The organism is Enterococcus sp. DIV0358 (assembly GCF_051713465.1).
GTDB lineage: Bacteria > Bacillota > Bacilli > Lactobacillales > Enterococcaceae > Enterococcus > Enterococcus faecalis.
In genome coordinates, this window is the sequence record NZ_JBIOPX010000001.1 from 544,922 (window position 1) to 571,261 (window position 26,340).

The window sequence follows — 26,340 nt, forward strand, 5'->3', positions numbered from 1 at the left end:
AATTCGCCAGAAAAAAAGGTATACTTGTTATAATAACAAAACTAAAAAATTACATTTACATATAAGTTAAAAAAGGAAAGTTGGGGACGTATCAATGAAGAAAGAATCAATGTCACGTATCGAAAGAAGGAAAGCACAACAAAGAAAGAAAACGCCAGTACAATGGAAGAAGAGCACTACTTTATTCAGCTCGGCGTTAATTGTTTCATCTGTAGGAACGCCCGTTGCGTTACTACCAGTGACTGCTGAGGCAACAGAAGAGCAGCCAACAAATGCGGAAGTTGCCCAAGCACCTACTACGGAAACTGGCTTAGTAGAGACACCAACAACAGAAACTACGCCAGGAACTACGGAACAACCGACAACGGATTCGTCAACAACGACTGAATCGACAACTGAATCATCAAAAGAAACACCAACAACACCAAGTACCGAGCAACCAACAGCTGATTCAACTACACCTGTGGAATCAGGAACGACTGATTCTTCAGTAGCAGAAATTACGCCAGTAGCTCCTTCAGCAACCGAGTCTGAAGCAGCGCCTGCGGTTACACCCGATGATGAAGTAAAAGTACCAGAAGCTAGAGTAGCTTCTGCGCAAACTTTTTCAGCGTTATCACCGACGCAAAGTCCTTCAGAATTTATTGCCGAGTTAGCTCGTTGTGCACAACCTATTGCGCAAGCCAATGATTTATATGCATCAGTGATGATGGCTCAAGCAATCGTTGAAAGTGGTTGGGGAGCAAGTACGCTATCTAAGGCACCAAACTATAACTTATTTGGGATTAAAGGCAGCTACAATGGACAATCTGTCTATATGGATACATGGGAATATTTAAACGGCAAATGGTTAGTGAAAAAAGAACCTTTCCGTAAATATCCTTCTTACATGGAATCATTCCAAGATAATGCGCACGTGCTAAAAACAACTTCTTTCCAAGCGGGCGTTTACTATTATGCTGGGGCTTGGAAAAGCAATACAAGTTCGTACCGCGATGCAACTGCTTGGTTAACAGGTCGTTATGCGACAGATCCTAGCTACAATGCTAAATTAAATAATGTCATTACCGCATATAACTTAACTCAATATGATACACCATCTTCTGGTGGAAATACTGGGGGCGGAACAGTTAATCCAGGAACAGGCGGCTCAAACAATCAATCAGGAACGAACACGTACTATACTGTAAAATCAGGAGATACCTTGAATAAAATTGCCGCGCAATATGGTGTGAGCGTTGCTAATTTACGCTCATGGAACGGCATCTCTGGCGATTTAATTTTCGTTGGTCAAAAGCTCATCGTGAAAAAAGGTGCTTCAGGTAACACTGGTGGCTCAGGCAACGGTGGTTCTAACAATAATCAATCAGGAACGAATACGTACTATACTGTAAAATCAGGGGATACCTTGAATAAAATTGCCGCGCAATATGGTGTGAGCGTTGCTAATTTACGCTCATGGAACGGCATCTCTGGCGATTTAATTTTCGTTGGTCAAAAACTCATCGTGAAAAAAGGTGCTTCAGGTAACACTGGTGGCTCAAACAACGGTGGCTCTAACAATAATCAATCAGGAACGAATACGTACTACACAATTAAATCAGGCGATACCTTGAACAAAATTGCCGCCCAATATGGCGTGAGTGTTGCTAATTTACGCTCATGGAATGGCATTTCTGGCGATTTAATCTTCGCTGGTCAAAAAATTATTGTGAAAAAAGGTACTTCAGGTAACACCGGTGGCTCAAGCAATGGTGGTTCTAACAATAATCAATCAGGAACGAATACGTACTACACAATTAAATCAGGCGATACCTTGAACAAAATTTCTGCACAATTCGGTGTTAGTGTGGCTAACTTACAAGCCTGGAATAACATCAGCGGTAGTTTGATTTTTGCTGGTCAAAAGATTATCGTGAAAAAAGGTGCCAACTCAGGTTCAACGAATACGAACAAGCCTACGAATAATGGTGGCGGTGCGACAACATCCTACACGATTAAATCAGGTGATACGCTGAATAAAATTTCTGCACAGTTTGGCGTGAGTGTTGCTAATCTACGTTCATGGAACGGGATCAAAGGCGATTTAATTTTTGCTGGTCAAACAATCATCGTGAAAAAAGGCGCTTCTGCAGGTGGCAATGCTTCTTCAACAAATAGTGCATCAGGCAAACGCCATACAGTTAAAAGCGGTGATTCACTTTGGGGCTTATCAATGCAATACGGAATCAGCATCCAAAAAATCAAACAATTAAATGGCTTAAGCGGGGATACAATTTATATTGGTCAAACTTTAAAAGTTGGTTAATTTAAGATTGAAAAAAATAGCTATCTTTGGTAACATGAGTCTTATAATAGAAAAAAACAATGAGAAGGAATAGTAGAAAGAACCATGTGATAGAGAGCGTATGGCTGGTGGAAATACGTACAGAAGCTTTTGAACTCGCCTTTAAGTTACTTTTTTGAACAAACCAAGTAGGAAAAGTCGGTGACGATCGTTAAGACGTTTGAGGTTAAGGTGACGGTGAATAACCGTTTCTTTGACGAATTTAGGTGGTACCACGTTGCATTTGTATGTTCACGTCCTATAGGAATTTTTCCTATAGGACTTTTTTTTATCACTAAGTGGCTAGTTTAAGTCAGAATAGTGACAATGGCTGCAGGTGGCAAATTTTAAGAATGAAAAATTTTATATTACTAGGAGGAATAACATGAGCTACAATCACAAAGAGATTGAGAAAAAATGGCAAAAATATTGGGCTAAGAACAATTGTTTCAATACATTGGACGACCCAAATAAAGAAAAATTTTATGCACTAGATATGTTTCCCTATCCATCTGGACAAGGCTTACACGTAGGTCACCCGGAAGGCTATACAGCAACCGATATTCTTTCACGTATGAAACGTGCGCAAGGCTATAATGTGTTGCATCCAATGGGCTGGGATGCGTTTGGTTTGCCAGCAGAGCAATATGCGTTAGATACAGGAAATGACCCAGCTGAATTTACTAAGAAAAATATCGAAACATTCCGTCGCCAAATTAATTCATTAGGATTCAGCTATGATTGGAATCGCGAAATTAATACCACTGATCCCGAATATTATAAATGGACACAATGGATATTTACAAAATTATATGAAAAAGGGTTAGCTTATGAAGCAGAAGTTGCGGTTAACTGGGTACCTGAACTAGGAACTGTTATTTCAAATGAAGAAGTCATTGATGGAAAAAGTGAACGTGGCGGTTATGATGTGGTTCGCCGACCAATGCGTCAATGGATGCTGAAAATTACTGCTTATGCAGATCGCTTATTAGAAGATTTAGAGCTTGTTGATTGGCCAGAAAGTATTAAAGATATGCAACGAAATTGGATTGGACGTTCTGAAGGAGCCAATGTGACCTTTAAAGTCGCTGGCACAGAAGAAAGTTTCACGGTGTTTACAACCCGTCCTGATACCTTGTTTGGTGCAACCTATACTGTTCTAGCTCCTGAACTAGAACTAGTGAAAAAAATTACGACACCTGAACAAACAGCAGCTGTAGAAGCATATATTGAAGAAACCTCAAAAAAATCTGATTTAAATAGAACGGATTTAGCAAAAGAAAAAACAGGTGTTTTCACAGGTGCGTATGCTATAAATCCAGTCAATGGCCAAGAAATTCCAATTTGGATTGGCGATTATGTTTTAGCAAGCTATGGCACAGGCGCAATCATGGCGGTCCCAGCGCATGATGAACGGGATTACGAATTTGCGAAAACATTTGGCATTGATATCCTACCAGTAATCGCAGGTGGCGACATTACAACAGAAGCCTATACAGGGGATGGACCGCATATCAATTCTGATTTCTTAAATGGATTAAACAAAGCAGAAGCCATCGCTAAAATGAATGAGTGGCTAGAAGAAAATCACGTAGGGAAAAAAGAAGTATCTTATCGTTTACGTGACTGGTTATTCTCTCGTCAACGCTACTGGGGTGAACCAATTCCTGTGATCCATTGGGAAGATGGAACAACCACAACGGTTCCTGAATCTGAGTTACCTCTACGTTTACCAGTAACATCGGATATTCGCCCAAGTGGAACTGGGGAATCGCCATTAGCAAACATTGATGAATGGGTCAATGTCGTCGACCCTGAAACTGGCATGAAGGGAAAACGTGAAACGAATACTATGCCACAATGGGCTGGAAGCTCTTGGTATTACTTACGATTCATTGATCCTCATAATAAAAATGAAATTGCTGATTTTGAAAAATTAAAACGTTGGTTACCAGTTGATATCTATATTGGTGGTGCCGAACATGCGGTGCTGCATTTACTTTATGCTCGTTTTTGGCATAAATTCTTATATGATATTGGCGTGGTTCCTACCAAAGAACCTTTCCAAAAATTATACAACCAAGGTATGATTTTAGGAGAAAACAATGAAAAAATGTCTAAATCACGTGGCAATGTTGTAAATCCCGATGATGTGGTGGCTAAATATGGTGCGGATACATTACGTCTTTATGAAATGTTCATGGGCCCATTAGATGCTTCCATTGCTTGGAATGAAAATGGCTTAGAAGGAAGTCGTAAATTCTTAGATCGCGTTTGGCGTCTGATTGTTGATGAAGAAGGCAAAATGCGTGACCGAATTACCACAATTAATGATGGCCGTTTAACGAAAATTTATCATCAAACGGTTAAAAAAGTGACAGAAGATATGGCAAACTTGCACTTTAATACAGCGATTTCTCAATTAATGGTTTTTGTGAATGAAGCCAATAAAGTGGATGCCTTACCTTATGAATATGTGGAAGGATTTGTCCAATTACTTGCACCAATCGCGCCACATATTGGTGAAGAACTATGGCAAATTTTAGGTAACGAGGAAAGTTTAACTTATGTCCCTTGGCCAACCTATGATGAAGCGGCCTTAGTAGAAGATGAAGTGGAAGTAGTTTTCCAAGTGAACGGAAAATTACGTGGCAAACAAAATGTCGCTCGTGGGTTAAGTAAAGAAGAATTAGAACAAATTGCAATGAACCATGAAGCTGTTAAAGAATTTATTGAAGGAAAAACAGTGCGCAAAGTGATTGCTGTTCCAGATAAATTAGTAAATATTGTTGCAAATTAAGTTTACATGTTTTTATTAAAAAAAGAGCCGGACGTATCAAAACGTCTGGCTCTTTTTAAGGTTGTTTTGTTTTACCTTTTTGATTCATATGTTCTTTACATGTGATTGTTATAACTGAAAGCAAGGCGATGAAGAGAAAAAAGTAACCGAGCGGCGTACAGAAAAAGGCGGGTTCTTTTAAAAGTCCATCGCTAGATAATGTTGATCCAACTAAAATAGAGATCATAAATAATAAAAGACTAATCAAGCCAAGAAATAAGCTAATACGATATTTTTTCAACTTCAGTTCCTCCTTTAATGAACTATCACTAAGATAAATCAAAAAGGTTAACTTTTTTTTAGGCAACTGTTAAAACTTAGATAAGAAATCTATTTTCTAAGTTTGTCGTTGTTGGTAATTGGTTAAGATCATACGTGAAAAGGGACCGACAATCAGCAATTGATAAGGAAGGGCAACAATAAAGTTCAGGCCCCAAGCTTGGAAATACGCACTTAGTGACAACGTCTGGCCTTCCATTAATAAGCCAAATAAAGACATACAAGTCACCATGCCGATAATCATGAGACTCGAAATGGTCAGAATAAGTAATAGCCGTTTTTCTTTATTAAAGGGTAAAGAAAAAGCGATTTTCTTAGCTAAGACACCAACGATGAAAACGTCTAAAATAAAAGCAACGATAAATCCAGGAAGCAAACCTTTTGATAAGGCGTACAATGAAAATTCTCCATGCAATAATAAATTATAGGTGCTCATTCCGAAAACCATCAGAAAGCACATTAACGTAGTAAAAAGCATTCCTTCTTTTTTATTAGTAGGCATTTTTTTCTCCTTTCATTTATTGAGAGTAATGATTGTTCTAGGCAGAAAAAGGACAAATTCTCTCGACTTTTACTAGTGTAGCAAAAATAAAAGTTCTTCATAAGTTAGAATTTGCTAAATTTTCTATGTAAATTTAAAATTATAAAATAGTTGAATTTTGTAATTTTGAATGTTAAATTTAAGTGAAAGGTATTCTAAATTACAAAAAAACGTTTTTTTGTAATTTAGAATAAGAAAAGAGGGGTATAATGACATATAAATTACTAAAAGTAGATTTTTATAAAAATAGAGATTCTTTTGAAAAGAAATATCAAGAACGTTTAAATTTTGATTCTACTTTACAAACTAAGTTATTTATCCACCCATTTGACAAAGAAGAACGGAAAACAAAAGAAACCTATGAGTTATTCTACGTTCCTTTACTTCAACACAGCGTATTACAAGAAAAAATTATGAAAAATTCTCAAGAAATAATGAGATATATACATAAATTACCAAAAATTGTACAAAAAAATATCTTTTTTTATCAATTGATTGAAGAGATACAAAGTACGAATGAAATTGAAGGGGTTAAAAGTTCAAGAAAAGATATTAGCAAAGTTTTACACAAATTAAATGCTAATTCAACTGAAAGATTTCAGGGCATTGTAAACATGTATAAAGGTATTGTGACTGATAAAATGCTAAAAATAGAAACATTAGGTCAATTTAGAGAAATCTATGATGAACTCTTTAAAGCTGATATCCAAGAAGAAGACTATCCAGATGGTTTATTATTTAGGAAATCTGTTGTGTATATCAGTGATAAAGACAAAGTTGTTCATCAAGGTAGTTCCAACGAAGAAAGTATTATAGCTGATCTAGAAAAACTTATCCTTTTTATGAATCAATCAGCACTACCAAGCTTACTTAAATGTTGTATCAGTCATTACTATTTTGAGTATATTCATCCCTTCTATGATGGGAATGGACGAATGGGCCGTTTTTTGATGTCTAACTATCTCTCTAGAAAATTGGATCCACTGACAGGATTGACTGTTTCCAATGCCGTAATCCATAATAAGAGAAAATATGAAAAAGCTTTTTCCGAAGTCACAAATCCAAGAAATAGAGGAGAAGTAACTCTTTTTGTTCAGACGATGTATGAATTTATCTTATTAGGACAAACGGAAATTTTAGAAGAGCTGAGAACATGGACTAATCAGTTGAAAAGAGCCACGCAATGGTTACAACATTCAGAGTTACCTGAAGATGAATGTAGTGTTCTATTTTTATTAATTCAAGCACATATGTTTAGAAATGGCACCGAAAGTGTGTCGATTAAAGAGATTCAAGAAAATCAAAACTGGTCCTACGGAAAAGTTAAGCGAATAACGGAAACATTAGAAAAACAAGCGTATATTCAAGTTCAAGGAAAGAAACCGAAAACGTATCGAATCACTCAACAATTTGAAGAAACAATTGGATAAAAAAATCCTGAAACTCTCGATTTTGAGAGCTTCAGGATTTTTTATTGGTCAACTTTTAATGATTTGTAACGTCCTCTCCAAACCATTTTTGAGAAATTTTACTAAGGGTGCCATCTTTTCGTAACGTTTCAAAGGCAGTATTGATTTTTTGGACTAATTGATTGTCTGATTTGCGGACGCCCACAGCAAAATCTTCATTGTCATAGCCGACATGAGAAATAGTATAGTTTTTTAAATTATCTTCGTGGGAAAGATAGTAGTTGGCGTAGACGCGATCAATTAGGAGCCCATCAATTCGGCCAGATTTTAAATCTAAGAAAGCTTCATTAAAGCCGTCATATAAAATAGGCGTTTGGTCTTTAACAAATTTTTTCAAAACGTCAGGCTGACTTTCGAAGCCATCATAGCCAGAAGAGCCGTTTTGAACCCCTAAAATTTTGCCTTGCATGTCGCTCGCTGTTGCAATGTTTTTTTCTTTTAAAGAAACAAGTACTTGGTCGTTCGTCATGTAAGGTTGTGTGAATTGAACTTTTTCGGCCCGCTCGCTCGTTTTAGTGTAGCCGTTCCAAATAAGATCAATGGTTTGATTTTGTAATTCTGTTTCTTTCATAGACCAATCAATCGGTTGGAAGTCAACGGAAATGCCATAAAGTTTAAAAACCGCTTTGGCTAAGTCGACATCAAAGCCGACAATTTTGCCTGATTTATCTTGAAAACCCATGGGCACAAAGGAGTCATCTAAGCCAATAATAATCCGTTTTTCTTCGTTAATCCGTGTCCATTGATCTTCGTTGCTTTTTCTTTTACCACAACCTGCAAATAGGAGTAAACTACAACAGATAACCAGCAAGGCTAAAGAATATTTCTTTTTCATCATAAACTCCTTTCTATTGGACGGGGGCAACCGTCAAAAGGTTGTCTGCAATTTTTTCAGCGAAAGCCATATCGTGGGTCACGACAATCTGTGTCATGCCTTGTTTCCGTAAATCTAAAATAACTTCTTCCACTTGTTGGCGTAAAGCTGGATCTAGCGCGCTCGTTGGTTCATCGTACCCAAGAACTTTTGGCTTCATTGCTAAGGCACGAGCAAGTGCAACTCGTTGTTTTTGTCCACCAGAAAGTTGATATGGATAGAGTTTTTCTTTACCAGCCAAGCCCAATTTTTCCAGTAATTCTAAAGCTTCTTGCTGACTTTTTGCTTTTTCTTCTTTTAGTACTAATGTAGGTGCTAAGGTAATATTTTCTAAAACTGATAAGTGAGGGAAAAGTTGGAAGTCCTGGAAAACGACCCCAACCACTTGATCGGCATTGTCCATTTCAGCAGGATTGAAAGGAACACCATCCAACAAAAGCTCGCCAGAATCAATGGTTTCTAAACCAGCCAAACAACGAAGTAAAGTGGTTTTTCCGCCGCCTGAAGGACCAACAATCGTTAAAATTTTACCATCTGGAATTTCTAAATTTAAGTGATCAATAATGGTCCGGTTATCAAAATGTTTGGTTAAATTTTTAATAGTTAACATGGTAGAGTCCTCCTATTTATAATATTGATAGAATTTTTCAATTTTCTTAGAAGCAACAGTCAAAATTGCCGTAAAGAGTAAATAAATCACTCCCACTAAAGCTAATGGTACTAATGTAACATCGCGGCTCATCGCAATTTTACCAGCACGTAAAAGATCGCCTAAGCCAAGTACATAAATAAGAGAAGTATCCTTGACCAAATTGATAATTTCATTTCCTACGGAAGGCAGCACGATTTTAACAACTTGTGGCAAAATAATCCGCGTGACTGTTTGAAAACGTGTTAAACGTAAAACCTTAGCAGCTTCATATTGACCTTGGGGAATTGCTTGAATCCCCCCGCGGAAAATTTCAGCAAAGTACGCAGCATAATTTAAAATAAATGCGAATAAGGCCGCATCATAACGTTCAAAGACAATACCAATTAATGGTAAGCCGTAAAAAACAAAAATTAATTGTAACAATAGCGGAGTGCCGCGCATTAACCAAATGTAGAGGTTAATTAAGTAACGTAAAGGTTTAAACGAACTTTGTAAAATAAAGGCAATGATGATCCCCAGTGGAATCGAGCCAAGGAGCGTAAAGAAAAAGACTTTCAGTGTCATGCCAGCTCCGCTAACTAAAGCAGGTAAAATTTCTAAAATATAATCCATCATTTTTTCCTCCAACAATTTTTATTAAAAAACAAAAAAGCCTCTTGGCTGTGAGCCAAGAGGACGAATCGCGTTCGTGGTGCCACCTCAATTTACTTATCTTTCACAAGATAAGCCTTATGTAGTTGCGTTGACAACTACTCTCTGTTAACGATAGAGTCACCGGTTTTTCTTACTAAAGGATTCAGAAAAACATCTTTTAGGTGTGAGTAAAGAAGAATCCATCTTTTTCTTTCAGCCAATGAAAAAGTCTCTGTAAAGGAAGAGCTAAATTACTATGTCCTAAGCCTTGATTGCAAGTATGAAATTGTTCGAACGGAACAGAAAACCTGTTGCTTTTCTAGCGTATCCCATTAAGCATATGGAAAAGAGGACAACAGACTTGAGCAGTTGAGGCACTCTCTCAGGTTGAAAAGCGCATCTAAAAAAACAAAAAAGTCCTTTGGCTGAATAGCCAAAGGACGAATAATCAATTATCGTGGTTCCACCTTAGTTTATTCGTGTTTCGCAACACGAACCTTATGAAGTTCATAACTTCGCCTGTTAACGAGTGGTCCCGGACTTTCCTACTAAGGGTTCAAAAAGTCAACTCCCAGATGTGGTTCGCTGTTTCTTTACGTCTTTTTCCACCAACCAAAGACTCTCTTCACTAAAGGAAACAGTTACTCTTCTGTTCTCTGTTTTTCAATACTGTACCACCAGAAAAAATATCTGTCAACTCTTATTCTTAAAAAAATATTTTTCTTTCAAAAAGTAAGTGCTGAAAAAGGACAAATGTATGGAAAATCATGTAAAATGTAGGTAAGTTGTTTGAACAGAAGGAGGAGTTTTGGTATGAAACAGAAAAAGTGGTTAATCGGACTTGTTGCACTGGGCTTGGTTTTAGCAGCATGTGGAAGTGGCGGTTCGAAAACGACCTCAAACGAACCAGCTACACAGAAAATTAACGTCGCATCTGGTGGTGAACTCTCGACATTAGACAGCGCTCATTATACAGATGTCTATAGTTCCGATATGATTGGTCAAGTAGTTGAAGGCTTGTATCGACAAGATAAAAACGGAGATCCTGAGCTAGCTATGGCGAAAGCAGAGCCACAAGTTAGTGAAGACGGGTTAGTCTATACATTCAAGTTACGAGAAGCAAAATGGACAAACGGGGATCCAGTTAAAGCAGGGGATTTTGTAGTTGCGTTTAGAAACGTGGTCGATCCAGCGTATGGTTCAAGTAGCAGTAATCAAATGGATATTTTTAAAAATGGGCGTGCGGTGCGGGAAGGACAAGCTACGATGGAAGAATTTGGTGTCAAAGCAATCGATGACCAGACACTAGAACTAACATTGGAAAATCCAATTCCTTATTTAGCCCAAGTCTTAGTTGGAACACCTTTTATGCCTAAAAATGAAGCCTTTGCCAAAGAAAAAGGTACTGCCTATGGGACTTCTGCAGATAATTTTGTCGGCAATGGACCATTTGTAATTTCAGGTTGGGATGGCAATTCCGAAACTTGGAAATTGAAGAAGAATGATCATTATTGGGATAAAGAACACGTAAAATTGAATGAAATTGATGTTCAAGTAGTGAAAGAAATTGGCACAGGAGCCAATCTTTTTGATAATGGCGACTTAGATTACACTGTTTTAGCAGATACTTATGCACTTCAGTATAAAGAGTCAAAACAAGCGCATTTTGTACCTAAAGCTATGGTAGGTTATTTAAGCCCTAATCATCGCCGTGAAATCACCGGCAACGAACATGTTCGAAAAGCTTTTTTACAAGCGATTGATAAAGAAACTTTTGCAAAAGAAATTTTAGGAGATGGCTCGACAGCTTTAAATGGTTTTGTACCAGCTAATTTTGCAAAAAATCCAGATACAGGTGAAGATTTCCGTAAAGAAAATGGTGATTTATTGCCATATAATATTAAAGAAGCCCAAGCTAACTGGACCAAAGCGAAAGAAGAGTTGGGCAAAGATAAAATTGAATTGGAACTAATCTCAGCGGACTCAGCGATTGCCAAGAAAACCATTGAATTTGTTCAAGGGCAATTGCAACAAAATTTACCAGGTTTAACAATCAAATTAAAATCATTGCCTTTGCAAAATCGTTTGGATTTACAAACAGCAGGTAATTACGATTTAGCCTTTGGAACATGGACACCTGACTATGCTGATCCCATTAATTTTTTAGAATTTTATGACTCGAAAAGTGGCTTAAATACTTCTGGTTATAACGATTCAGCGTATGATGCGGGTCTCCAAAAAGTTAGAAAAGATTACGCCAATGAACCTGAAAAACGCTGGAATGAATTACTAAGTTTAGAAAAAACATTAATTGAAAAAGATGCCGGTGTTTTACCACTATTCCAAGGAGCCATTGGTTACTTGAAATCAGATCGCTTACAAGGTTTGCAAGTATTTTCTTTTGGTCGCACAGTATCCTATCGTTTAGCTTATGTAGAAGAATAAATTGACTTCTGAAAAGTCCTATCTTTTGAAAAAGTCTGCTTTCTGTTTTATCCTTAAAGTAGGAAAATTAACTAAAAAAATCAACTATGAAAGGTAGGTTTTTCAAATGTTTAGCTTTCTATGGGCATTAATTGTCGGAGGAATTATTGGCGCAATTGCTGGCGCAATTTTAGGAAAAGACGTGCCAGGTGGCATTATTGGAAATATTATCGTGGGCTTTTTAGGAAGTTGGGTAGCATCACTCTTGTTGCCTTCTTTAGGACCAGTCATCGGCGGGTTTCCAATTATCTCAGCGTTGCTAGGAGCGATTATCTGTATCGCTATTTACTCTTTTATTGTAAACCGCAAGGCGTAAAATTGTATCAAAATGATATCTTGAAAAGCATCATAAAACTTGTGAAGGTTGATCAAACCATTACTTTTGATGTCTTTTCTCTCATATTTTAAGTCTATGACAAAAATCTCTTTGGATTTTTGTCATAGACTCTTTTTTTTTAAATATTTATTATGAGAATTTCCTGCGTTAGACTGCTTATTTTTCATTTATTATTCATTTTTGATAAAGGAAGTTTTGTTGGATAAAGTGAATAGCTCAAGGCTCAACAAAAATAAAGAAAAAATTAATATGTTAAGTTTAGGAAAGGGGAAATGCTGCTCTCATAATATGCCGTTTTATTCATTAAACGATAGTTGAAAAAAATAAGTGCCCTTGTTATTCTTTGAATTAAACTAATGGGGGCGAAAAGCATGGAATCGTTAAAAAGTAATCTTTTTTTGACCAGAGAAGCATATTTGGAAGCTTTTGAAACAATCATGACACCTTTAAAAACGGCTATTTTAACATCAGAAAAACCTGGCGTGAATTTTGGGTCCAGTGGTGCTGTCTATGATCAGCAACATGCTGAAATGGAAGCGCTCATTCGACCATTATGGGGAATTGGACCGTATTGGGTTGCTTGTAAAGATGATGTTTTAAGAGATGCTTATGTGGAAAAATTAATCGCAGGAACTGATCCGTCATCCCCAGATTATTGGGGCGATATTGTTGATTATGATCAATATATTGTGGAAGCAGCAGCATTATCTTTAACTTTATTGCTTCATAAGACATATTTTTGGTCCTGTTTTTCTGAGAAACAGCAAGAAAATATCATGGTTTGGTTAAATAAGGCACTTGGTTGTAAAATTCCTAAAAATAATTGGACGTTTTTCAAAGTGCTCATTCGTTTGGCACTCGAGGGATGTAAACAAGTGATTAACCAAGCGGAACTAGAGGAAGAATTGGCGTTGATTGAACGCATGTATTTAGGTGATGGTTGGTATATGGATGGTAAAACTACGCAAAGAGATTATTATATTTCGTTTGCTTTTCATTATTATAGTTTGATTTATGTCAAATTTATGCGAGAAAGAGATCCTGTTCGTGCGAAACGTTTTACAGAACGAGCCGTTATGTTCGCGCAGGACTATCTGTACTATTTTGATGAGGAGGGCGAAGCGTTACCTTACGGACGTAGTCAAACGTATCGGTTTGCTCAAGGAGCGTTTTTCGCAGCTTTGATATTTGCAGAAGTAGAGGCGTTACCTTGGGGACAAATAAAAACGCTGTTAGCAAAACATTTACACTGTTGGATGCAACAGACTATTTTCACTTATGATGGTCGGTTGTCCATTGGCTATCATTACGAAAATTTAGTAATGGCAGAAGGTTATAACGCACCAGGCTCTCCGTATTGGGCTTTTAAAACATTTTTGTTGCTCGCAGTGGATCAAGACCATCCGTTTTGGCGTGCTGAACCGCTGGCGATAAAACGAGAAGAAAAGCGTTTGATAGAAAAGGGAAACATGTTATTAATCCATCCTAAAATGAAAACGCATGTCCTCGGCTATCCTGCAGGACTATGGCTTGAAAATCAAGCACATGCTGCGGCTAAATATAGTAAATTTGTCTATTCTAGCCGCTTTGGTTTTAGCGTTCCCAAAGCTGGTGCGCGTTATGAGGAGGGGGCTTTTGATAACGTATTGGCTGTTTCTCGTGATGGTGAATATTTTCGTGTTAAAGGGAAAGTTCATGATTTTTATTTAACAGAGGAGCAAGTTTATTATAAATGGCTACCTTTTCAAGAAGTAGAAATTGAAACAACCATTTATCCTTTTGGAGAATGGCATGTTAGAGTACATGAAATAGTGACATCGGTTCCATTAAAAGTGCGCGAAGGAGGATTTAGTCTACCGTTACTTGGAAAATTTTCAGAAAAAGAACTTGGTAAAGAGTGGGCTAGAGTCGATTCAGGAGAATTGGGTTCGCAAATAGTTGCAATTGAAGGGTATGACCACGCAGGTATTCTTCACCCTGAACCCAATACATCGTTGTTTTTCCCAAGAACAAGTTTACCTTATTTGCAAAAAGAGCTACCAATAGGAACGCATCGCCTGATTTGTTTGGTAGGTGGTGTGACAAGGGAGGAATAAAAAATGATAAAAATCGAATTGAAAAATAAAGACAATCAGATTATTACTGGCCGAATCGATCACGAAAAGCCAGAAGCGCCATTCATGGCGGAGGGAGACACGTTAGCGGTATTAGCAATTAAACAGTACCTTTATCAAGTTGGCGATAAAATTGTAGTGACTTATACAGGTTCGTATGGCAATGTTTTGGTGAAAGGGGTTGGACAAATTTTGGCCATTACAGCAGATTCATCTTTTCAAATGGATGCAACTCTTGTGACAGAATTTGTTGAAAATGTTGATCGTGCCTTTCTTCCTTTGATTTATAAAGGTGAAATGCTACCAACTGTGAATGGCCGTTCCATCTCAAGAGCCCCAGCAGTTGGAAAAACAGGCTACGGCTCAACTACCATGTATAATTTATTAATTGTGGCTAAATTTGCTCCTAATAATTATCAAAAGAAATTTCAAGAAGCCGTTAAATATTGGATGAAGGAGAACCCAGATTATTATTTGACAAATGCTCGTGATTTTAATGATTTACAGATGACTATGCAACTTTTAACTAATCCAGAAATTACGGGAGGGCAACTTCCTTTTACAGGCACGAAACTTTATGCTTCGATGGATCGATTTGTCCAACGCACATCTAGTTATATGTTTGGGCTAGGCTTGTATTCAAAGCGCACTGCATCTTTTGAAGCAGGGAATAAAGAAAATAAACGTGGCTGGCACACTGGTGACGGAATGATGTACGTATATAATGATGACGAGGTTCAATTTAATTCCAGCTATTGGCCAACTGTAGATCCCTATCGACTACCAGGAACAACGGTAGATACCATTTCTTTGGCAGATGAAGTTTCAGCATTTACAACAATCACATCGAAAGAGCAATGGGTTGGTGGAGTAACGTCAGACAATCAGGCAGTAGTAGGGATGGCTCTTAATAAAGACGGGACCAAAAATAATGGGAAACTTTTAACTATGAACCTACAAGCTAAAAAATCTTGGTTTTTATTAAATGGGCAAATTATCGCATTAGGCGCAGGAATTAAAGGGGATACAGAAGCTTCGATTGAGACAGTTGTTGATAATCGTTTGTTAAATGATGCGTATCAGTATCAAGTGCTATCAAATATTGGGGAGATTCATGAGAAAAATGAAACGAGTAAAAAACAATGGTTATTACTAAAGTCGGATCATTCCAATGCTAATATGGGTTATTATTTTCCAGAAGAAACAACGGTAAATGTTAAAAGTGAAACTAGAAAAGGAACCTATAAAGCAATTAATGAAGCATTTCCAAGTGATAAAGAATATGTAGGTGATTATCGAACATTTACGATTCAACATGGTCAACACCCAACGAACGAGCATTATGCTTATGTAGTTTTACCAGGAATCGATGAAACTGATTTAAAAACATATGCTGCCAAAAAAACAGTAGAAGTTCTCTCAAATACAGAAGAAATTCAAGCAGTTAAGCAAGAAGAAGAAGGCTATCTTGGGGTTAACATTTGGTCAGAAACTGGCGGTACAATAGCAGGGATTACCTCAAATAAAGCTATTTCTTTAATGAGAAAGACACAACAACACCAAAAAACGTATACTTTCTCTGATCCTACACAAACAACTAAGACACTGACTTTAAAAATACCAAAAGATTACAGCACAGTAATTAGTCAAAGTGACGGAATCACTTATGATGATGCAACAGAAACCTTTACTATTAATTTTGAAAATGCTGCAGGAAGTAGTAAACAAATTATTGTAGAATAACTAAAAGAAATTAAAGTAGCCTCAAATTCCAGTTTAAACTGGAATTTGAGGCTACTTTGTTGAAATTATTTAAGATTCTAACATTTCTGCAGGTAATAAAATCGTTTCACGATGGCCATCATCAAAAGCAAAAATTCGCGACGGATATGCCGTAGAATAACTAAATGGTAAGTCGATTGCCATTTCTACTGAACTATTTTCTTGAGAAAAATGGACAGTCACTTTGCCATTATTGTTCAACAAATCAAAGTGAAGTAAGTCGTTTAAAGGGATAACCCCTTTTAGATTTAAGTCAATAATCAACCAAATACTATCAATTAAGCCACTAGGTAAGCTAGAAACAACACCTAATGAAGCATAGCGGCTACGGTCACTATCAAAACGTTCAAACATATGGATGACCTCCTTTTTGTTTACTTACTTTTAGTATACTGCAAATTTTAAAAAAAGAAATTGTTTCGTTTGAAAATATTGCGTAGATTAGCAAAAATTTAATATTCCTCTGTAGCTTCCTAGCTTTGCAGGTGTCATCATTTATGTGAAGAAATCAAGACATGCAGTAAAAAGAAAATGGGACGTACGTTGTTTCAACGTACATCCCATTTCTAAAACTTAAGAGAATCAGCTGAACAAAAGTGTACTCTTTATTCGGCTAATTCTGGTTCAGTCGTTTCAGCAGCTGTTCCTTCTTCTTCTTCAGGAGCAGTTTGTGCTTCAACAATAGCAACTAGTTGTTCTTCTGGATCAGTTAAAATTTCATAGTCTTTGTGTTCAGGTAAATCAGCGATTGTAAGAGCATCACCAATTTCTAAGTTTGTAATATCTACTTCAATTGATTCTGGCAATTTATCTGGTGTGGCTGCCACTAAAACAGTGTACAAGTTTTGAGCTAAGGTACCCCCAGCTTTCACACCTGCAGATTCACCAATTAATTGAACTTCTGCTTCGACTTCTGTTGTTTCTTTCATATTTACAGATAAGAATTCAACATGAAGCATTTGACCAGTAAAGGTATCTAATTGTGCTTTCGTCATTAATGTGTTGATGTTTTTGCCATCAACTGTCATTTTAATAACGGTGTTAGCACCATGTTCGCGTAAAATTTTTGATAAGTCTTTTTCTTCAAAATAGATTGGTGTACTTTCAATTTGGTAACCGTAAACAATGGCAGGTACTTTCCCTTCGTGACGTAGCTGATTTCTTAGTGAACGTGGACGGATAGCTCTTTCTTTAACTTCTAATTGTACTGACATAACCTAATTCCTCCTTGAAATAATGAGTGATTTGGTTAAACTCAGAAACAAAACATAATGGAAAAAAGAAACTCTTTTTTCAGTTGTTCTTGTCTAGAAAAATGCTAACAATAATCAAAAAATCCCCACAAATATTGCCAGGCAACACTCATGGGAATGGTTCATTGTTATCGTTGTTCTCTCCCAGGTCATTACGCTGTTTTTGAGAAACCTTTATTTACTTTACTTATTAACCGTAACACTTATATTTTTATACGTCAAGGAATTACCTTTTTCTACTTTTCATCTTTAACGGATTCCACTATACTAATACCAGAATGGAGCGGAACAATGCGATTAGATAAATTACTAGAAGAACTTCAGTTTGGATCACGCAAAACGGTGAAACGAATAATCAGAGGCAAGCAGGTCACTGTGGATGGCATCGTGACATTAAATGAAAGCCAAAACGTCGATGCGCAATTACAAATGATTAAAGTAAAAGGACAATTAATTTCGCATAAGACCCATGTGTACTACATGTTGAATAAGCCAAAAGGTGTGGTTAGCGCTGTCTCAGATGCATCTAAAAAAACAGTCATTGATTTGATTGCGCCACAAGACAGACGCCCTGGTCTTTATCCAGTGGGAAGACTCGATGGCGATACGGAAGGGTTACTTCTATTAACAGATAATGGACAATTAGGGTATCAATTAATTCGGCCAAATAAAGAAGTAGCGAAATGTTATGAAGTGAAAGTCAATGGTTTGGTCTCTGCAGAAGATTGTGCTAAATTTAAAGATGGGATTGTTTTGCAAGGAGGCATTCAATGTAAGCCAGCAAAAATAACTGTTCTTGCAGCGACTGAAACGGAGAGTCATGTTTTCCTGACTATTCAAGAAGGAAAATTTCACCAAGTGAAAAAAATGTTTTTATCTGTGGGGAAAAAAGTGACTGCTTTAAAACGCCAAACTATGGGGCCGTTGCGGCTAGATCCGCAATTACCTTTAGGTGCTTATCGTTCATTAACCAGAGAAGAGTTACAATTGCTATTGCCTTATTTTTTTATTGAAAAACAACAAACAAGCAAAGCGTTACCGAGTAATTTGAAAAGAGAAGAGGAACGGAAATGAAAACATTGCTTTTTGATGTTGATGATACATTGTTAGATTTTAAATTGGCTGAAAAGAAGGCGCTCCATGCCTTATTTGAAGAAGAAAATGTACCATTTACATCTGAAGTCGAGTCAACGTACCACCGAATTAATCAAGGATTATGGCGTTCATTTGAAGAAGGAAAAATAACAAAAGATGTTCTCCTTGATACACGGTTTGGTTTATTGTTTGACGCGTTTAATCGAGAAGTTGATAGCGTTAGAATGGGAGAAAACTACCGAGAATATTTGAGTCAAGGACACGACTTGCTTGGCAATAGCCAACGTATCTTGGAAAAATTAGCACCCCATTATGATTTATATATTGTGACAAATGGAGTGGCAAAAACACAGTATCGTCGGTTGGAAGATTCGAAATTAATGCCTTATTTTAAAGATATTTTTGTTTCAGAAGAAGTGGGTTATCAAAAACCAATGAAAGAGTATTTTGATTTTGTTTTTGAACGGATTCCTAATTTTAGTCGAGAAAAAACAATGATTATTGGCGATTCTTTGCATTCAGATATTCAAGGAGGTCAACAAGCGAAAATTCAAACTGTTTGGCTCAATCCGACCTCCGCTCCAGCAACACCAACCATTCAACCCAATTATACGATTCAACAGCTAGATGAGTTGTTACCAATTCTTGGGCATTAAAAAACAACATTTCCTGTACAGGAAATGTTGTTTTTTAACTTAAATGTAACCGTAAGCGAACCATATCCTTTAAAGGCAAGCCGTTTTCTATAATAGGCTCATCATAATGATGGATAAAAAAATCTGGTTCAATATGTGTCATTCGAAAGCCGACTTTTTGGTAGAGATATAGCTGTTGAAAGCTTGTGCTCCCAGTCCCAATCTCCAAGGAATCATACTTTTCTTTTTTGGCAAAATCAATGGCAAAATGTAATAATTCTTGCCCGATGCCCCGCCCTCGGCTTTCTTCTGAGACAGCGATGTTTACGATTTCCAATGTCCGTGGGTGAGTCGGCAACAGGACTAAAATTCCTTGAAGTTCTTCAGTCTGATAGTCAAAGCAAATGCCGCGGGTAATATAATCTGCCACCATTTTTTTTGCTGGATCTGCCTCATAAAGAAGAGCGTAATGCGCCGTTGTAAGTGTTTCTTTTTTGACTTTTTTAATCATAGGTAGGATTCTCCTTTTATTGATAAGTATACTGTAATTGAAAGAAGTGTGGGCAGATTTTTCATAAGAAGATAAAAATCACATGAAAAGTCTTGGAAAAGGTCTGGCATTCTTCAGAGTTTTCATTATAATAGTAAAAGACAATGAAGTTTTTGAAAAGAAAGAGGTTTATACATGAAAGATAGTCAGCCAATTATCATTGGTGTTACTGGCGGATCAGGAAGCGGAAAAACCAGTGTTAGCCGTGCGATTTTTAATAATTTTCCCGATCATTCAATTATGATGTTAGAACAGGATTCTTATTATAAAGATCAGAGCCATTTGAGTTTTGAAGAACGTTTAAATACCAATTATGATCATCCTTTTGCGTTTGATACAGATTTATTGATTCAACATGTTGAACAACTGTTAAATTATCAAGCCATTGAAAAGCCAGTTTATGACTACGTTGCGCATACAAGAAGTACAGAAACGGTGATCCAAGAACCGAAAGAAGTAATTATTCTTGAAGGGATTTTAATTTTAGAAGATCGCCGCTTAAGGGATTTAATGGATATTAAAGTGTATGTGGATACAGATGATGACATCCGTATTATTCGTCGAATCAAGCGTGATATGGAAGAACGTGGCCGTACGTTGGATTCTGTGATTGAACAATATTTGACAGTCGTCAAGCCCATGTATCACCAATTTATTGAACCTACGAAACGTTATGCAGATATCATTGTGCCAGAAGGTGGCGAAAACCACGTCGCTATTGATTTAATTAATACAAAAGTGGATAGTATTTTAACAAAAATGTAATAGTCAGCTTAAATAGCCGTCTCTATATCAGAGTCGACTGTTTAAGCTTTTTTTGACTTTTAAAGGGTTGTTTTATCAAATATTTTAAGGGATAGCTAAAAAGTTGAAAATATTGAAAGAAACAATATGCTATAATTTTTTAAAGGAAAAGGAGGGAAGGGAATCTGAATGATAAAAAGAGGTGAGGTTTTTTATGCGAATCTCTCACCAGTTGTTGGTTCTGAACAAGGTGGGATTCGACCTGTCCTGATTATTCAAAATAACAAAGGTAACTTATTTAGTCCAACGTTGATTGTTGCACCGATTACCCGTAACGTAAGCAAGCGGCTGCAACCAACGCAAGTCCTCATCGAAATTCCCCATAACGAATGCAGGACGCCATCACTTATTTTGTTAGAACAAATTCGAACATTGGATAAAGAACGAATGCTACACAAGGTTTGTCAACTTTCTCGTGAAGAGATGGAACAGGTCAATCAAGCTTTAAAAGTTAGCGTTGGTATCCGTTAATTTACATATAAAGAAATCGTTTTGGGGAAACGGTTTCTTTTTTTTGTTGAAATGGTTTCCAAATATTCATTTTTCTCGTATAGTGAAAGAGGAGGCGATCACATGGATAAAATTCGTTATGGAATTATGAGTACTGCCCAAATTGTCCCAAGATTTGTAGCAGGGCTTCGAGAAAGCGCGCAAGCTGAGGTGCGCGGGATTGCATCAAGGCGTTTAGAGAATGCTCAAAAAATGGCTAAAGAATTAGCGATTCCGGTAGCTTATGGCAGTTATGAAGAGTTATGTAAGGATGAAACAATTGATATTATTTATATTCCCACCTACAATCAAGGACATTACTCAGCAGCTAAGCTTGCGTTATCACAAGGAAAACCCGTCCTACTGGAAAAACCATTTACATTAAATGCTGCTGAAGCAGAAGAACTCTTCGCAATCGCACAGGAGCAAGGGGTTTTTCTAATGGAAGCTCAGAAATCTGTCTTTTTACCAATTACCCAAAAAGTAAAGGCGACGATTCAAGAAGGGGGATTGGGAGAAATTTTATGGGTTCAGTCAGTTACTGCCTATCCCAATGTGGATCATATTCCCTGGTTTTACTCGAGAGAAGCGGGTGGTGGAGCGCTTCATGGCTCAGGAAGTTATCCATTACAATACTTACAATACGTATTAGGGAAAGAAATTCAAGCGGTTACGGGAACCGCAACGTATCAGCAAGGGGCGACGGATAGTCAATGTAATTTAGCTTTAAAATTTGCTGAAGGGACACTGGGCAATATTTTTATTAATGTTGGTTTAAAGATACCTAGTGAAATGACCATCTGTGGGACAAAAGGGCAAATCGTTATTCCTAATTTCTGGAAAACAGATTGTGCTTATTATACAGATGCTCAAGGCAACACTGTCAAATGGTCTGAACAATTCACTAGTGAATTTACGTATGAAATCAATCATGTGAATCAATGTTTACAAGACAAAAAGTTAACTAGCCCCGTAATGACGAAAGAATTAACGATAGCAACCGTCAAAATTGTTGAAGGTTTTTATCAAGAATGGTTTGATAGCGAATAATTACCACCACTTGCTATCCATACTATTCTGTGTTAAAGTGTGTTTTATGCGACGAGTTGACTCAATCAGATAGCTTCGGCTATTCCGTTTTGACGGCTAGTGATTGTCAAACACAACGACACCAGATAGTACGGCTATCAGTTACCGGATTTGTAACGTGTCGGACAGAATACTTTTGTGGAGAAGGTCTCTGTCTATTTATGCAAATAAATAGTGTGGTATCCCTTAACAGTTACTACTGTTAAGGGATTTTTTTGTATGAAAAGAGAAGTGTTGCACTTTTATAAGTGCAACTTTTTTGTGTTGTGGAACAGATAAAATAACGCTATAGTTTTAAGTGTAAAGGGAAAAGAAAAGAGGTGACAAGGCATGACCGTGTTGTTGTCCAAAAGAGCGATAAATATTTTATTGATGCTTTTGGATTTGGAAGGGAGCATTACCACGCAAGAATTAGCTGAGAACTTTACTGTCAGCGTTCGAACAATTAAGTATGATTTAGAAGATATTCGTGCTTGGTTTGAACAGCACGATGAGACACTTTATTCAAAACGAAATAAGGGAATCTGGCTAGATTTACCTGACTCTAAACGCTTACTGTTAAAAAATGAAATTATCGATGTCGATCGATTTGAAACCTATCCTGATCAAAAAAGACGAGTCAATGTATTGATTTTTCAGTTATTGTCAGTCAAAGGGTACTTAACGGCACAGCAGCTAGCAGATGAATTATTAGTGAGTCGAAACACAATTGTCAGTGATTTGGAACAGGTCGAACGGTTGCTGCAAGCATATGATTTAACCTTAATTCGCCAAGCGCGGCAAGGGTTTACAATCAGTGGTGAAGAAAGCAATGTACGCTTACTGATGGAATTTATCACTCAAAAAGAACTTACAGAATACGATATTTACCAAATTATGAACTATGTGACAAAGACAAAAGGGGCTGAAAAAATCCCTAAAATTAAATTTGGGTCAGGGACATTGTTTCAAGGTTGTTATCGTAGTGCATTGAAAAAAATGCGAAATTTAATTAATCCACTCGATCAAAATCAATTTGATTATGCCGAAATATTATCTATTACGTTGAGAGTGGCAATTGCCGCAGCACGTATGCAGATGGCACATACAATTGGGACTTACCGAGTGTTATCACAAAAAACACGCTTTGAACAACGGAACGAAGTACCACTTTTACTTTTACAAGAGGTGTTTGAACGGTATGACTTGCCTTTATTAGCGGATGAATATTTTTATATTTATAGTGATTTATTCGGAACCCATCAACGGCAAGATATGGTTCAATTAACAAAGCAAGTGATTGAAAGCGTTTCAAAAGAGCTGAATTATCCTTTTGTAAATGATCGCCAATTATTTACGAACTTGTTTGCACACCTGTCCTTACGTTTTACAAAGAAACATTTATTTATTAATGAATACAATCCGTTTTCTGAAGAAATCAAAGGAAAACACCCAGCGTTGTTTTTAGCTATTCAAAGTGCCTGTAAACAATTAATTCAACGTTCTGTTTTGTTAGTCAACGATTCTTTCTGCGCATATATTGCGTTGCATTTTTTGGCAGCTCAGGAACGACAACAGCAGGAAGCTAAAGTTGTTAGGATTGTGTATGTTTGCTCGACGGGCTTAGGTGTGACCAGTTTAATTGAACAAAAAATTTTAGAGGAAGTACCAAACGTTGAACTCGCAGGATTTGCTTCTGTTTTAAATGCAACTGAAGTGATTCAAGCAGAAAAGCCCGATTTGGTATTGAGTATTTTCCCAATTGAAGAAATGACATACCCATTTATTAAAGTTAGTCCATTGTTGACGGACACAGACTTAAGTTTGATTCGGGAAGAGGTCGATAAAATTTTATTAGGGAAACGTCAAGGGAAAGGTACCGCTCGCTCCACGAAATCTGATGTAATTGAAAAAAATGAACGGATACAAAGCCAAGATTTATTAGTAAAAGCGTATATTATTTATGAAGAGTTAAAACGAATGTTTCAAACAAAGTTACTGAGCGAATATCAAGAAGCCTTTTTACTTCACGTTTTATTAATGACACATCGGATTACGTTTAATAAACAATACGAAGAGATTCCTTGTAATAGAGAAGTATCTCATGAAAGGCAAGAAGAAATTCGGCAAATTGAATGTTTATTTGCTAAAAATGAGTTACCTGTCAATCATGCTGAAATTTCAGCATTACTTAATTATTTAGAACAACCAAAGGAGGAAGAGGATGGAACTAGCAATGGAAGCACAGGAGATCATTCGACAAAGTGCTGAACCAGAAAAGCTACAATCGATTATCAAACAAACCAGTGCGCGATTAGCAGAAGCACAAATTGAACCAACGGAATTACAGTGGACGATTTTGATCAACCATCTCAATGAGATGCTGAATCGTTCAAGAGAAGGAACGACATTAGCTGGTGTTGATCGGACGTTATTTACGGAACTAACACCAGAAACGTTGAAAATTGCACAAGAAACAACAGAAGCAATTGGTCAGTTATCAGAAGATGAATGGTATGTTTTAGCTGTTCATTTTGAAGTTGCTAAACAAAACAATTAATAGGAGGAAAAGTTATGATTACAGTAGTTATCGCAGATCGTTTAGGAAAAGGACAAAATGTTGCAAAAGGAGTGGAGCAAGCCGGTGGTCGCGCGGTTGTTGTTCCAGGAATGGGCGCTGATATGCGTTTAGGAGATGTGATGCAACAAGAAAAGGCTGATTTAGGCATTTCTTTCTGTGGCAGTGGTGGTGCAGGAGCGTTAACGGCTGCTACTAAATACGGGTATCCCGAAAGACATGGCATGCGATCAATCGAAGAAGGGGTAACAGCAATTAACGATGGGAAAACTGTTCTTGGATTTGGTTTTATGGATCAGGAAGAACTTGGTAAACGAGTAACTGAAGCATTTATTAAGAAACACGGAGCATAGAAAGTAGTAACTTAGAAAGGAGCGGTAATTATGGATGCCACAAAACGGTCAACACAAACCGTGATTGTTTCTGGAAAAGGTAATAAGAAGAATGAAGCTTTTGCAAGTGCGTTGAATGATGTTTCAAAAAAAGTATTAAAAGAAACAACAGAGGTCCTTATCCGGATTGAACCGAAAGAAGTAACTATTCGTCAGGCAAAAGAACAAGTTTATACAGAAAAATTTCTGTTCTTCTTCTTTCCTAGAAAGAGAGTGATTTATCATGTCGAACTAGCTGTAGAAGTGGAAATCCAAGCCATTGCAGTCGAAGAAGTTGATTTTTTAACGGAAACAATTAAAGAACCGAACGCAGTAGTAGTTCCGTTTCTTTCAAAAAGAGGCGTATAAAGGGAGGAAGAAGGAATGGAATTTGTAATCATTTTGCTGAAGTCATTGCTTATTGGTGGTTTACTAGGTTTTGCAGCTGGCGCAGGCGCTGCTCGGATGTTTCATGCACCACAAACGCAAGGGTTAGGGGCATTTAGAACATTAGGAGAAATGAACGCTGCACAAGGAGATCCAGCATCACACTTTTCTTTTGGTTTAGGTTTTTTCTTTAATGCTTGGGCTTCGGCCGTCGGAGCAGGGGCCTTTACACAAGATGTGACCCACCGGATTGTGCCTAACTGGGCTGCAGCAATTTTATTGGTAAAGGATAAAGATGTCACTAAAACGATGCATAATCCCAAAAAAATGGGGATTGTCGGGGCCTTTGTAGGAATGGCGACTGTGGCTTTCTTAAATAGTACAGCTGCAGCAATTCCAGAATCGCTACAAGTAACAGCAGTTGCGGTGTTGGTACCTGCAGCAACGATTTTAATCAATACTGTGATGCCTGTTTTATTCTGGCTAGCGGCTTTAGATGCAGGAAAACGGACGGGTTTCTGGGGAACATTATTTGGCGGATTATCTCAATTAGTCATGGGCAATGCTGTCCCAGGAGTTGTATTAGGGATCTTAATCGGTAAAGGTGTCGATGATTTAGGGTGGACCCGAATGACACGCGGCATGCTTGGTGCCATTATCTTATTATTTATTTTAAGTGGCTTCTTCCGAGGGTTCGACTTAGAAATGATCGAAAGTTTCCGCTTGTCTATTCCTCAATGGTTAAATAATTTACACAATGTCTTCACCGTTAAATAGAAA

General features: G+C 37.2%; 24 protein-coding genes, 1 pseudogene and 3 other annotated features. Of the genes and pseudogenes, 17 read left to right on the forward strand and 8 right to left on the reverse strand.

What is annotated here, in order from left to right:
• Positions 1–94 precede the first annotated feature (94 nt).
• Both IGK70_RS02715 and leuS read left to right on the forward strand, forming a co-directional pair.
• Positions 95–2,308 carry an autolysin gene (locus tag IGK70_RS02715; RefSeq protein WP_010717777.1) on the forward strand — a complete coding sequence of 738 codons (2,214 nt, stop codon included), beginning with the start codon at positions 95–97 and terminating at the stop codon, positions 2,306–2,308.
• Positions 2,309–2,358: 50 nt separating this feature from the next.
• Positions 2,359–2,591, forward strand: a binding site (T-box leader).
• Between the two features lie 120 nt (positions 2,592–2,711).
• Positions 2,712–5,126, forward strand: coding sequence for a leucine--tRNA ligase (leuS, locus tag IGK70_RS02720; protein ID WP_010713856.1), 2,415 nt, complete (start codon positions 2,712–2,714; stop codon positions 5,124–5,126).
• A gap of 55 nt (positions 5,127–5,181) precedes the next feature.
• On the opposite strand, the gene IGK70_RS02725 is transcribed toward leuS, so the two are convergent.
• Both IGK70_RS02725 and IGK70_RS02730 read right to left on the reverse strand, forming a co-directional pair.
• On the reverse strand, positions 5,182–5,406 hold the full coding sequence (locus tag IGK70_RS02725; RefSeq protein ID WP_002383054.1) for a DUF3955 domain-containing protein: 225 nt from the start codon (positions 5,404–5,406) through the stop codon (positions 5,182–5,184).
• Between the two features lie 96 nt (positions 5,407–5,502).
• Entirely contained in the window at positions 5,503–5,946 is a 444-nt protein-coding gene (locus tag IGK70_RS02730) for a hypothetical protein (RefSeq protein WP_002355676.1), read from the reverse strand.
• Between the two features lie 248 nt (positions 5,947–6,194).
• On the opposite strand from IGK70_RS02730, the gene IGK70_RS02735 reads away from it, so the two are divergent.
• Entirely contained in the window at positions 6,195–7,415 is a 1,221-nt protein-coding gene (locus IGK70_RS02735) for a Fic family protein (protein ID WP_146101194.1), read from the forward strand.
• 55 nt (positions 7,416–7,470) lie between these two features.
• Here the strand turns inward: IGK70_RS02735 and IGK70_RS02740 are convergent, their stop codons facing one another.
• Genes IGK70_RS02740 through IGK70_RS02750 form a run of 3 tightly spaced genes read right to left on the reverse strand, consistent with a single transcriptional unit; the run spans position 7,471 to position 9,595 of the window.
• Positions 7,471–8,292 carry an amino acid ABC transporter substrate-binding protein gene (locus tag IGK70_RS02740; RefSeq protein ID WP_002368082.1) on the reverse strand — a complete coding sequence of 274 codons (822 nt, stop codon included), beginning with the start codon at positions 8,290–8,292 and terminating at the stop codon, positions 7,471–7,473.
• Between the two features lie 10 nt (positions 8,293–8,302).
• A complete protein-coding gene (locus IGK70_RS02745) occupies positions 8,303–8,938 on the reverse strand; it encodes an amino acid ABC transporter ATP-binding protein (protein ID WP_002358764.1) in 636 nt (211 codons plus the stop codon).
• Between the two features lie 12 nt (positions 8,939–8,950).
• Positions 8,951–9,595: an amino acid ABC transporter permease gene (locus IGK70_RS02750; protein ID WP_002383057.1), complete on the reverse strand. Its 645-nt coding sequence runs from the start codon at positions 9,593–9,595 to the stop codon at positions 8,951–8,953.
• Positions 9,596–9,648: 53 nt separating this feature from the next.
• Positions 9,649–9,891 (reverse strand) — a binding site (T-box leader).
• A 155-nt stretch (positions 9,892–10,046) separates the two neighbouring features.
• Positions 10,047–10,279 (reverse strand) — a binding site (T-box leader).
• Between the two features lie 147 nt (positions 10,280–10,426).
• Between IGK70_RS02750 and IGK70_RS02755 the strand changes: the two genes are divergently transcribed.
• From IGK70_RS02755 to IGK70_RS02770, 4 genes and pseudogenes are all read left to right on the forward strand, one after another.
• Positions 10,427–12,058 carry a peptide ABC transporter substrate-binding protein gene (locus IGK70_RS02755; protein WP_002383058.1) on the forward strand — a complete coding sequence of 544 codons (1,632 nt, stop codon included), beginning with the start codon at positions 10,427–10,429 and terminating at the stop codon, positions 12,056–12,058.
• 106 nt (positions 12,059–12,164) lie between these two features.
• Positions 12,165–12,413 (forward strand): GlsB/YeaQ/YmgE family stress response membrane protein, encoded by a 249-nt coding sequence (locus tag IGK70_RS02760; RefSeq protein WP_002355684.1) that lies wholly within the window; start codon positions 12,165–12,167, stop codon positions 12,411–12,413.
• 377 nt (positions 12,414–12,790) lie between these two features.
• Complete coding sequence (locus IGK70_RS02765; RefSeq protein ID WP_438775161.1) at positions 12,791–14,530, forward strand: DUF2264 domain-containing protein; 1,740 nt, start codon at positions 12,791–12,793, stop codon at positions 14,528–14,530.
• 156 nt (positions 14,531–14,686) lie between these two features.
• A pseudogene (locus IGK70_RS02770) lies at positions 14,687–16,291 on the forward strand (polysaccharide lyase 8 family protein); the annotation flags it as partial.
• Positions 16,292–16,360: 69 nt separating this feature from the next.
• Here the strand turns inward: IGK70_RS02770 and IGK70_RS02775 are convergent.
• Positions 16,361–16,684, reverse strand: a complete 324-nt coding sequence (locus tag IGK70_RS02775) for a DUF960 domain-containing protein (protein ID WP_002355697.1) — start codon at positions 16,682–16,684, stop codon at positions 16,361–16,363.
• A 251-nt stretch (positions 16,685–16,935) separates the two neighbouring features.
• Complete coding sequence (locus IGK70_RS02780; protein WP_104855579.1) at positions 16,936–17,544, reverse strand: 50S ribosomal protein L25/general stress protein Ctc; 609 nt, start codon at positions 17,542–17,544, stop codon at positions 16,936–16,938.
• 330 nt (positions 17,545–17,874) lie between these two features.
• On the opposite strand from IGK70_RS02780, the gene IGK70_RS02785 reads away from it, so the two are divergent.
• Both IGK70_RS02785 and IGK70_RS02790 read left to right on the forward strand, forming a co-directional pair.
• Complete coding sequence (locus tag IGK70_RS02785; RefSeq protein WP_002358774.1) at positions 17,875–18,657, forward strand: 16S rRNA pseudouridine(516) synthase; 783 nt, start codon at positions 17,875–17,877, stop codon at positions 18,655–18,657.
• Positions 18,654–19,334, forward strand: coding sequence for a YjjG family noncanonical pyrimidine nucleotidase (locus IGK70_RS02790; protein WP_002378056.1), 681 nt, complete (start codon positions 18,654–18,656; stop codon positions 19,332–19,334). Before IGK70_RS02785 ends, IGK70_RS02790 begins: the two co-directional genes overlap by 4 nt.
• A 34-nt stretch (positions 19,335–19,368) precedes the next feature.
• On the opposite strand, the gene IGK70_RS02795 is transcribed toward IGK70_RS02790, so the two are convergent.
• Positions 19,369–19,824 carry a GNAT family N-acetyltransferase gene (locus IGK70_RS02795; protein ID WP_220421689.1) on the reverse strand — a complete coding sequence of 152 codons (456 nt, stop codon included), beginning with the start codon at positions 19,822–19,824 and terminating at the stop codon, positions 19,369–19,371.
• 174 nt (positions 19,825–19,998) lie between these two features.
• On the opposite strand from IGK70_RS02795, the gene udk reads away from it, so the two are divergent.
• From udk to IGK70_RS02835, 8 genes are all read left to right on the forward strand, one after another.
• Complete coding sequence (gene udk / locus IGK70_RS02800; protein WP_002355702.1) at positions 19,999–20,628, forward strand: uridine kinase; 630 nt, start codon at positions 19,999–20,001, stop codon at positions 20,626–20,628.
• 168 nt (positions 20,629–20,796) lie between these two features.
• The gene (locus tag IGK70_RS02805) at positions 20,797–21,138 is read left to right on the forward strand and encodes a type II toxin-antitoxin system PemK/MazF family toxin (RefSeq protein WP_002355703.1); all 342 of its coding nucleotides are present in this window, start codon (positions 20,797–20,799) and stop codon (positions 21,136–21,138) included.
• Positions 21,139–21,240: 102 nt separating this feature from the next.
• Positions 21,241–22,206, forward strand: coding sequence for a Gfo/Idh/MocA family protein (locus IGK70_RS02810; protein WP_010816352.1), 966 nt, complete (start codon positions 21,241–21,243; stop codon positions 22,204–22,206).
• Between the two features lie 369 nt (positions 22,207–22,575).
• Positions 22,576–24,495: a BglG family transcription antiterminator gene (locus IGK70_RS02815; protein WP_002388793.1), complete on the forward strand. Its 1,920-nt coding sequence runs from the start codon at positions 22,576–22,578 to the stop codon at positions 24,493–24,495.
• Positions 24,461–24,784, forward strand: coding sequence for a PRD domain-containing protein (locus tag IGK70_RS02820; RefSeq protein ID WP_002386165.1), 324 nt, complete (start codon positions 24,461–24,463; stop codon positions 24,782–24,784). The genes IGK70_RS02815 and IGK70_RS02820 overlap by 35 nt, the downstream gene beginning before the upstream one ends.
• A 14-nt stretch (positions 24,785–24,798) precedes the next feature.
• Positions 24,799–25,155, forward strand: coding sequence for a glycine-rich SFCGS family protein (locus IGK70_RS02825; RefSeq protein WP_002355707.1), 357 nt, complete (start codon positions 24,799–24,801; stop codon positions 25,153–25,155).
• Positions 25,156–25,185: 30 nt separating this feature from the next.
• Positions 25,186–25,542 carry a DUF4312 family protein gene (locus IGK70_RS02830; protein WP_002355708.1) on the forward strand — a complete coding sequence of 119 codons (357 nt, stop codon included), beginning with the start codon at positions 25,186–25,188 and terminating at the stop codon, positions 25,540–25,542.
• A gap of 15 nt (positions 25,543–25,557) precedes the next feature.
• Entirely contained in the window at positions 25,558–26,337 is a 780-nt protein-coding gene (locus IGK70_RS02835; protein WP_002355709.1) for a DUF4311 domain-containing protein, read from the forward strand.
• Positions 26,338–26,340: the final 3 nt, after the last annotated feature.

Bases quoted from the DNA above. Each gene is read 5' to 3' on its own strand.
- IGK70_RS02755 (WP_002383058.1), top strand. From the start codon at position 10,427: ATGAAACAGAAAAAGTGGTTAATCGGACTTGTTGCACTGGGCTTGGTT.
- IGK70_RS02810 (WP_010816352.1), top strand. From the start codon at position 21,241: ATGGATAAAATTCGTTATGGAATTATGAGTACTGCCCAAATTGTCCCA.
- IGK70_RS02805 (WP_002355703.1), top strand. From the start codon at position 20,797: ATGATAAAAAGAGGTGAGGTTTTTTATGCGAATCTCTCACCAGTTGTT.
- IGK70_RS02830 (WP_002355708.1), top strand. From the start codon at position 25,186: ATGGATGCCACAAAACGGTCAACACAAACCGTGATTGTTTCTGGAAAA.
- IGK70_RS02825 (WP_002355707.1), top strand. From the start codon at position 24,799: ATGATTACAGTAGTTATCGCAGATCGTTTAGGAAAAGGACAAAATGTT.
- IGK70_RS02730 (WP_002355676.1), bottom strand. From the start codon at position 5,946: ATGCCTACTAATAAAAAAGAAGGAATGCTTTTTACTACGTTAATGTGC.
- IGK70_RS02745 (WP_002358764.1), bottom strand. From the start codon at position 8,938: ATGTTAACTATTAAAAATTTAACCAAACATTTTGATAACCGGACCATT.
- IGK70_RS02835 (WP_002355709.1), top strand. From the start codon at position 25,558: ATGGAATTTGTAATCATTTTGCTGAAGTCATTGCTTATTGGTGGTTTA.
- IGK70_RS02815 (WP_002388793.1), top strand. From the start codon at position 22,576: ATGACCGTGTTGTTGTCCAAAAGAGCGATAAATATTTTATTGATGCTT.
- IGK70_RS02780 (WP_104855579.1), bottom strand. From the start codon at position 17,544: ATGTCAGTACAATTAGAAGTTAAAGAAAGAGCTATCCGTCCACGTTCA.
- IGK70_RS02740 (WP_002368082.1), bottom strand. From the start codon at position 8,292: ATGATGAAAAAGAAATATTCTTTAGCCTTGCTGGTTATCTGTTGTAGT.
- IGK70_RS02820 (WP_002386165.1), top strand. From the start codon at position 24,461: ATGGAAGCACAGGAGATCATTCGACAAAGTGCTGAACCAGAAAAGCTA.
- IGK70_RS02795 (WP_220421689.1), bottom strand. From the start codon at position 19,824: ATGATTAAAAAAGTCAAAAAAGAAACACTTACAACGGCGCATTACGCT.
- leuS (WP_010713856.1), top strand. From the start codon at position 2,712: ATGAGCTACAATCACAAAGAGATTGAGAAAAAATGGCAAAAATATTGG.
- udk (WP_002355702.1), top strand. From the start codon at position 19,999: ATGAAAGATAGTCAGCCAATTATCATTGGTGTTACTGGCGGATCAGGA.
- IGK70_RS02775 (WP_002355697.1), bottom strand. From the start codon at position 16,684: ATGTTTGAACGTTTTGATAGTGACCGTAGCCGCTATGCTTCATTAGGT.
- IGK70_RS02735 (WP_146101194.1), top strand. From the start codon at position 6,195: ATGACATATAAATTACTAAAAGTAGATTTTTATAAAAATAGAGATTCT.
- IGK70_RS02715 (WP_010717777.1), top strand. From the start codon at position 95: ATGAAGAAAGAATCAATGTCACGTATCGAAAGAAGGAAAGCACAACAA.
- IGK70_RS02750 (WP_002383057.1), bottom strand. From the start codon at position 9,595: ATGATGGATTATATTTTAGAAATTTTACCTGCTTTAGTTAGCGGAGCT.
- IGK70_RS02760 (WP_002355684.1), top strand. From the start codon at position 12,165: ATGTTTAGCTTTCTATGGGCATTAATTGTCGGAGGAATTATTGGCGCA.
- IGK70_RS02790 (WP_002378056.1), top strand. From the start codon at position 18,654: ATGAAAACATTGCTTTTTGATGTTGATGATACATTGTTAGATTTTAAA.
- IGK70_RS02785 (WP_002358774.1), top strand. From the start codon at position 17,875: ATGCGATTAGATAAATTACTAGAAGAACTTCAGTTTGGATCACGCAAA.
- IGK70_RS02765 (WP_438775161.1), top strand. From the start codon at position 12,791: ATGGGGGCGAAAAGCATGGAATCGTTAAAAAGTAATCTTTTTTTGACC.